General features: G+C 51.2%; 5 protein-coding genes, 2 tRNA genes and 1 other RNA gene. 5 read left to right on the top strand and 3 right to left on the bottom strand.

From position 1 onward, the window contains the following. The 3 genes from Q0Y09_RS08705 to Q0Y09_RS08715 form a co-directional block, all read left to right on the top strand. On the top strand, nucleotides 1-2110 hold a 2110-nt coding region (locus Q0Y09_RS08705; RefSeq protein ID WP_297720494.1), incomplete at its 5' end, for an alpha/beta fold hydrolase. A 155-nt stretch (nucleotides 2111-2265) separates the two neighbouring features. After that, nucleotides 2266-2352, top strand: a tRNA-Leu gene (locus Q0Y09_RS08710). 4 nt (nucleotides 2353-2356) lie between these two features. Then, nucleotides 2357-2433: transfer RNA gene (locus Q0Y09_RS08715), tRNA-Met, on the top strand. 390 nt (nucleotides 2434-2823) lie between these two features. Here the strand turns inward: Q0Y09_RS08715 and Q0Y09_RS08720 are convergent. From Q0Y09_RS08720 to Q0Y09_RS08730, 3 genes are all read right to left on the bottom strand, one after another. Next, complete coding sequence (locus Q0Y09_RS08720; RefSeq protein WP_297720497.1) at nucleotides 2824-3915, bottom strand: FtsK/SpoIIIE domain-containing protein; 1092 nt, start codon at nucleotides 3913-3915, stop codon at nucleotides 2824-2826. A 14-nt stretch (nucleotides 3916-3929) separates the two neighbouring features. Next, nucleotides 3930-4001, bottom strand: an RNA gene (locus tag Q0Y09_RS08725) — hammerhead ribozyme type II. A gap of 3 nt (nucleotides 4002-4004) precedes the next feature. Then, entirely contained in the window at nucleotides 4005-4373 is a 369-nt protein-coding gene (locus tag Q0Y09_RS08730; RefSeq protein ID WP_297720499.1) for a hypothetical protein, read from the bottom strand. A 404-nt stretch (nucleotides 4374-4777) separates the two neighbouring features. On the opposite strand from Q0Y09_RS08730, the gene Q0Y09_RS08735 reads away from it, so the two are divergent. Continuing rightward, nucleotides 4778-5245, top strand: a complete 468-nt coding sequence (locus Q0Y09_RS08735) for a hypothetical protein (protein ID WP_297720502.1) — start codon at nucleotides 4778-4780, stop codon at nucleotides 5243-5245. Nucleotides 5246-5859: 614 nt separating this feature from the next. After that, on the top strand, nucleotides 5860-6116 hold a 257-nt coding region (locus Q0Y09_RS08740; protein WP_297720505.1), incomplete at its 3' end, for a hypothetical protein.

Raw genomic sequence — 6116 nt, forward strand, 5'->3', positions numbered from 1 at the left:
GACCCGGGCCGAGCTGGCCACCCTCTTCGCCCGGTACGCCGAGGTGAAGGGTCTGAGCACCACCCCTGGCGACCTGAGCGCCTATGCCGACGCCGACGCCGTGGCCGACTGGGCCGCCGACGGCATGGCTGTGGCCGTGGGCTCCGGCATCCTCTCCGGCAAGCCCGGCAGCCGTCTGGACCCCAACGGCACCGCCCTCCGCGCTGAGCTGGCCACCATCCTCCTCAACTTCTCCAAGCTGGAGGAGGTCTCCAAGGGCTACACCGAGACAACGGTGAGCATTGAGGTCCCCGAGACCGACGGCATTCCCGCCCACACCATTCCCGCCATCGTCACCGTGCCCGACGGCAAGGGTCCCTTCGCCGCCGTGGTGATGCTCCACGGCACCGGCTCCAACAAGCACGAGGCCGGCAACGGCTACGACATGGCTGCCGATGCCATGGCCAAGGCCGGCATTGCCACCATCCGCATCGACTTTATGGGGAACGGTGACTCCACTGCCAGCTATACCAATTACTGCTTCACCTCCGCCAATCTGGACGCCAAGGCCGCCGCCGATTATGTGGCCGGCCTGGATGCCATCGACGCAGACAAAATCGCCGTTATGGGCTGGAGCCAGGGCGGTACCAATGCGCTGTTTGCCGCTGCCGCCTACCCTGAGACCTTCAAGGCCGTGGTGACCTGGGCCGGTTCCGTGACCGACCGCACCGGCGAAGAGTTCGAGGCGCAGTATGCCGCCGCCAAAAAGGACGGCTACTACGTGGCCGAGTACGACTGGCGCGAGCCCCAGCACATCGGCCTACGCTGGTATGAGGAGAACATCCGCTTCAAGAAGCTGGACGAGGTCGCCAAAATCAAGGCCCCCATTCTGGCCATCCAGGGTATGAAGGACACCTCTGTCCTGCCCGAAAATGCCAAGATGATCGTGGACAATGCCAAGAATGAGTCCACCCGCGCCTATTACATCGAGGACTGTGACCACACCTTCAATGTCTTCAGCGGTGATTATACCGCAATCATGGAAGCCATCCATGCCGGCATCGGCTTCCTTCAGGAGAACCTCAGCGGCAGCATGGCCGCCACTGTCACTTCTGTGAGCAAGTACGGCAACGTCACCACCGATCTGCCCGTGGCCGCCCTGGCCGGCGCCGGCTATGCAGCTGGCGACCTCCTCACCATCACCGTGGGCGAGACCGCTATGGACGTGCCTTACGGCACCGCTTACAGCGACGTGGACAACGGCAGCGTCATCGCCCTGCCCGACTCCGGCACCAATACCCTGGCCGTGGCCATCAACATGGGCAACTTTGCCGAGACCTACAAGGCCGGCGAAGGGGTCGTCCTCACCGTGGCCATGAAGGAGAAGGAGGGCTACCTGGAGGAGTACCAGCTCCGCAACATCGACTCCCTGCGCACCAACGACCGGGCCGACTATGCCTCCGACGAGGTCTTTGCCAACTTCCGTCCCGTGGTCATGGGCGACATCGCCGAGGGCCTTCTCTACCGCTCCTCCAGCCCCGTGAACCCCGAGCTGGGCCGCAACACCTGCGCCGACAAGCTGGTCAAGGCCGCCGGCGTCAAGACCGTCCTCAACCTGGCCGACAGCGAGGAGACTATGAAGGGCTACGAGGGCTATGGCGACAGCCACTATGCCACTTTGAATGTGGTGGCCCTGGACATGGGTGTGGACTTCGCCGCCGAGGACTTCAACGCCAAGCTGAAGACCGGTCTGGAGTACATGATCGCCAACGAAGGGCCCTATCTGGTCCACTGCAACGAGGGCAAGGACCGGGCCGGCTTTGTCACCGCGCTGCTGGAGGCCCTCATGGGCGGCACCGTGGCTGAGATCAAGGCCGACTACATGACCTCCTATGAGAACTACTACCATGTGGAGAAGGGCTCCGAGCAGTATGAGAAGATCGCCGAGAGCAACATCATGAACTCCCTGCGCACCATCGCTGGCGCTGAGGAGGGGGCCGATCTGGCTGGGGTGGACCTCCAGGCCGCTGCCGAGACCTATCTCACCAAAACCGTGGGCCTGTCCGCCGAGCAGGTGGACGCCATCCAGGCCGTCCTCTCCGGCGCCGCCGAAGAGAAGCAGGCCGCCTGAACCCCTTTCCATGCTGTAAAAGGAGGCGTTGCAGATCAGCTGCAACGCCTCTTTTTTACTTTTTTGCCGGGAGAGGAAAATAAGCTCTTGACATCATGCCAGAAATGTGGTATTCTAATCTAGCACCTGAAAGCGTGAAACGCTGGAGTGGGGATGCCGGAGTGGCGGAATTGGTAGACGCCCGGGACTTAAAATCCCGTGGGAGCAATCCCGTGCCGGTTCGACCCCGGTCTCCGGCACCAATATCGCGGGGTAGAGCAGCTTGGTAGCTCGTCGGGCTCATAACCCGGAGGTCGAAGGTTCAAATCCTTCCCCCGCAACCATAAAAAAGTACCTAATTCTTTGTGAATTGGGTACTTTTCTTTTGCTTTTCACCTGAAATGTTCGATTTTTCAAAAGGCCGAAAAACTACTTTCCTGCTAATTTATCAACAATTTATCAACAGTTGCTATTTGAAAGCCTGCCAAACTCTCGAAGTGGGGGATTGGGGGGCTTTTTTTTCGTAGTCCTTATATATATCATAAAAAACATTTCATATAGATATATATAAATAATTCCCCAATTCTCCAAAATCCCCCGAAAGCCTTGGAAATACAGGGTTTTTGATGGGGGATTTTCTTAAAACCTCCCTCGAAAAAGCCCCCAAAAATCCCCCACAAGAGCAAAAATCCCCCGCAAGGCCGTGAACCTTGCGAGGGTCGTTAGTTTGGTCACTATTTTAACCAGTATTTGACTACGGGGGAAATGTCGGCAGTTTCGATCAGCGGAGCTTGAAATCTAATGGGGTTCACTTCCCCGGGCAATTTTAAAAGTGCGTCACCTTTTCCGGTTAGCCTTTCGGCTCCTTTACGATCAAGTATAACCATAGAATTACTCACGGTAGCTGTTTTCAAAGCAATTCTGCAAGCTATATTTGCTTTGATTAGACCAGTAACCGTATTTACTGTCGGTTGCTGCGTAGAAATGATTAAATGAATTCCGGCGGCTCTTCCTAATTGTGCTATTCGTACAATTCCGTTTTCTACCGCCTTTTTGCTTACCACCATTAAGTCTGAAAATTCATCAGCAATTACCAGAATAGACGGTAAGCCTATTTCTGTGGCTGTTTTTGCCCCTTTCCGGGCCATAATGGAATATCTCTTTTCCATTAGATCACACAAATAACCCAGGGTGTCTATTGCTTTATATGGGTCTGTAATAATAGGCCGGAGAAGGTGCGGCAATTTGTTGTAAATGGACAATTCGACCTGTTTGGGATCAATCATAACAAAATTGAGTGTAGCGGGGGTATGCTTAAATAGCAGGCTTGTAATCATGCTATTTAATAAGACCGATTTACCGCCGCCAGTTGTACCGCCTATTAAAACATGGGGCATTTCTTCTATATTGATTGTTAAGGGCTGGTTGCTGGTATCTACCCCTAAAAGAGTAGAAAGCCCGGGCGCAGTATCAAATCTTTTTGTTAAAAGGGTATTTTTGAAATGTAGCGTTCCCCGGTCTGCCCTGGCAACTTGCAGCGCAAAATGTCCAAGATTGCTCGTTACAAGTTCCATTTCTGCGTGAAATGCAGCGGCAAGGCCGGGAATAAACCGCTTAACTTTGGGAAGGTCTAACGGGTTTTCAAGCTCAAAATGATAGGTGACGAGTTGCGGAGCAGCTACGGCAGAAAGGAAACAACAGGGAACCTTGCTTGAAAGTATTTCGGCTATATCCTGCCCGTTGATTATTATAGCCGCCGTTGGCGGCTGATGATCTGGCAATAGATTAGCTGGTGGTGTTGTATAGGTTTTTACGAGTTGAAACATTGTAGCGGCTCCTTTCTTCCCTACCATCATCAGGGCCACGGAGGGAACCCGTGACCGACCCCGCCAGTATGGGCGGGGTTTCGGCTATATTATACAGAACTACGGGCAATTCTACAAATCATGTTGCAGGCCTGGAACAGTGCCCGGGCTTGTGTATCTAACCATTCTTCCCGGCTGTTGGGTCTGCGCTCACCGTAACGGGTTTTCTTCAATTCGGACGGGCTGCACAACCGCTCTGCAATGTCGCTATTGTAGATCAGGGAGCAACCGCCCCAACTATATTGGTTCCAATCGGCGGCACCGTTCAACAGGGTTTTCTTGTCTGCGGGGCTTGCGTAAAATTCTTGATCTTCGGGGAAGTCTTCGAGAAGTTCCAGGGCATATACCTTTTTTCCGTTGTCCCATGCGCTGCGGGTCTTCTCGTTTTCGATGGCCTTTCTTAGTTCTTTGATTGTCATTTGTAATGTACCCCTTTCTTTATGTGGGGCGGTGTGGTACAATGACCTTGCCGCCGGTTCTGGTGGTGGGCAGTAGCTTTTGCTTTGGTCGGCGGGGCTGCTGCCCTTCTCTATTTATTTATATAGATATTCTACTATATTTGATAGAATTAGTCAAGCGTTTTTCCTTGTGTTTTCAAGGCTTCCTGGGCTTTTTTTTTCGCTCCGGGTTTTCTGGCCTGATCCAGTACCGGGGGCGGGGGATATAGGCACAGCGGCACAGGCGGGGTGAGTGCCGAAAATACCGAAAAAATGGAAAAGACCCTTTTCAAAAATCTCGCAAAAACAAAAAAGCTCCATTGCAACGACACTCTTGGAAACTTTTTTGCCACATGATATAATCAAGTCGAAAGGTGGCTGAGAGTATGAAAAGAACATTTGCTCTGTTGATTGCAGCTATGTTGGCTATACTGGTTGGCTGTTCTTCTGAAAAGGCCGAGAATACCCCTGTTTCATGGGACAATACTTTTTCTGACGCTGGCTTTACAGACGAGGAAATATCTGAATATCGAGAGATTTTTGAAACAATCGGCGTGACTGATTTTCATGATGTAGATATTATCGAAAACGGCGTTATGCACATTGTTACCGGCAAGATTTATGACAGCTCAAATTTGCAGCTCAATGTCACACTTGAAAATCGCTCAATAATATATGTTGAGCTGGCTGGAATTCCAGATCAGAAAACAGAAGCATACATTAACTGGCGTGGAAAGCTGAAAACCAAGACAGTAGATAGCAAGACCGCTGTTGAGATGTATTCTGACACAGAGGGTGGCTATTTGGCTGTTTTGGATTGGAACACAAAAACCGTGTCTGAGTATGAAAACTGATATATATTACGGTAGGTGGGGAGCTGCTATAAAAGAACGGCTTCCCACTATATTTTGTGGTTCAACGGATATATCGTGGCATATTTAGAAAAAACATATTGACAAACAGACATATCGTGTTAAAATAGACTTAGGTTAAGTCGACCAACCTACAACAGAATATTCGTGGTGTTTGTAATCGCGGCAATGCTGTCTATGCCAAATGCAGGCTGAAATTCTCGTGGTATATAGTCTAAAACCAACTTCGGTTGATCTATGTACCCAGCATTGTGCGATAAGTTGGTTACAAACAAACAATGACTCTGTATAGAGAGCGTACAAAGTGCATTGACTGATAGTCCCTGAGAGGATTATCGGTCAATGCACTTTTTTTGTTTGCGATTGGAGGTATTCATTTATGTGCAATGAAATTGGGACAGAGCGCATTGTCCCTAAATTTATGACCATTTCCGAGCTTTCTGAGTATAGCGGTATTCCCGCTAAGTGTATTCGGAAAATGGTCAAGAGTGGAGAAGTTGACTATTTTAGACCGGGTAATAAGACTTTCTATGTGAGTGTAGAGTCTTTCATGTCACTTTGTACCGGTTTCAGCCAGAGATAAGGCGGTGGTTTGATTGGCGGTGTTACAAATCAATCCCGCCGTGAGGGAGGAAATAGTCACTGTCGGAAACGGGGGCAAAGTCCAACTGGACGAAGGCGCTTTCGCAGAAAACTTTGTAGAGTTCAATCATCTCACCTGCTACAACGACATTCTCTATGATCGAACCGGCAAGGCTATTAGCAGCGCAGAGTGTAAGCATGACATTTACGAAGTTTTGAGAGGGTTGGGTTTCACCTCAAATATGACCGGGAGAATTAAGAACCTTTGGGA

The sequence above is a fragment of the Intestinimonas sp. genome (genome assembly GCF_026169115.1).
Classification (GTDB): domain Bacteria; phylum Bacillota; class Clostridia; order Oscillospirales; family Oscillospiraceae; genus Intestinimonas.

Bases quoted from the DNA above. Each gene is read 5' to 3' on its own strand.
- Q0Y09_RS08730 (WP_297720499.1), bottom strand. From the start codon at position 4,373: ATGACAATCAAAGAACTAAGAAAGGCCATCGAAAACGAGAAGACCCGC.
- Q0Y09_RS08720 (WP_297720497.1), bottom strand. From the start codon at position 3,915: ATGTTTCAACTCGTAAAAACCTATACAACACCACCAGCTAATCTATTG.
- Q0Y09_RS08735 (WP_297720502.1), top strand. From the start codon at position 4,778: ATGAAAAGAACATTTGCTCTGTTGATTGCAGCTATGTTGGCTATACTG.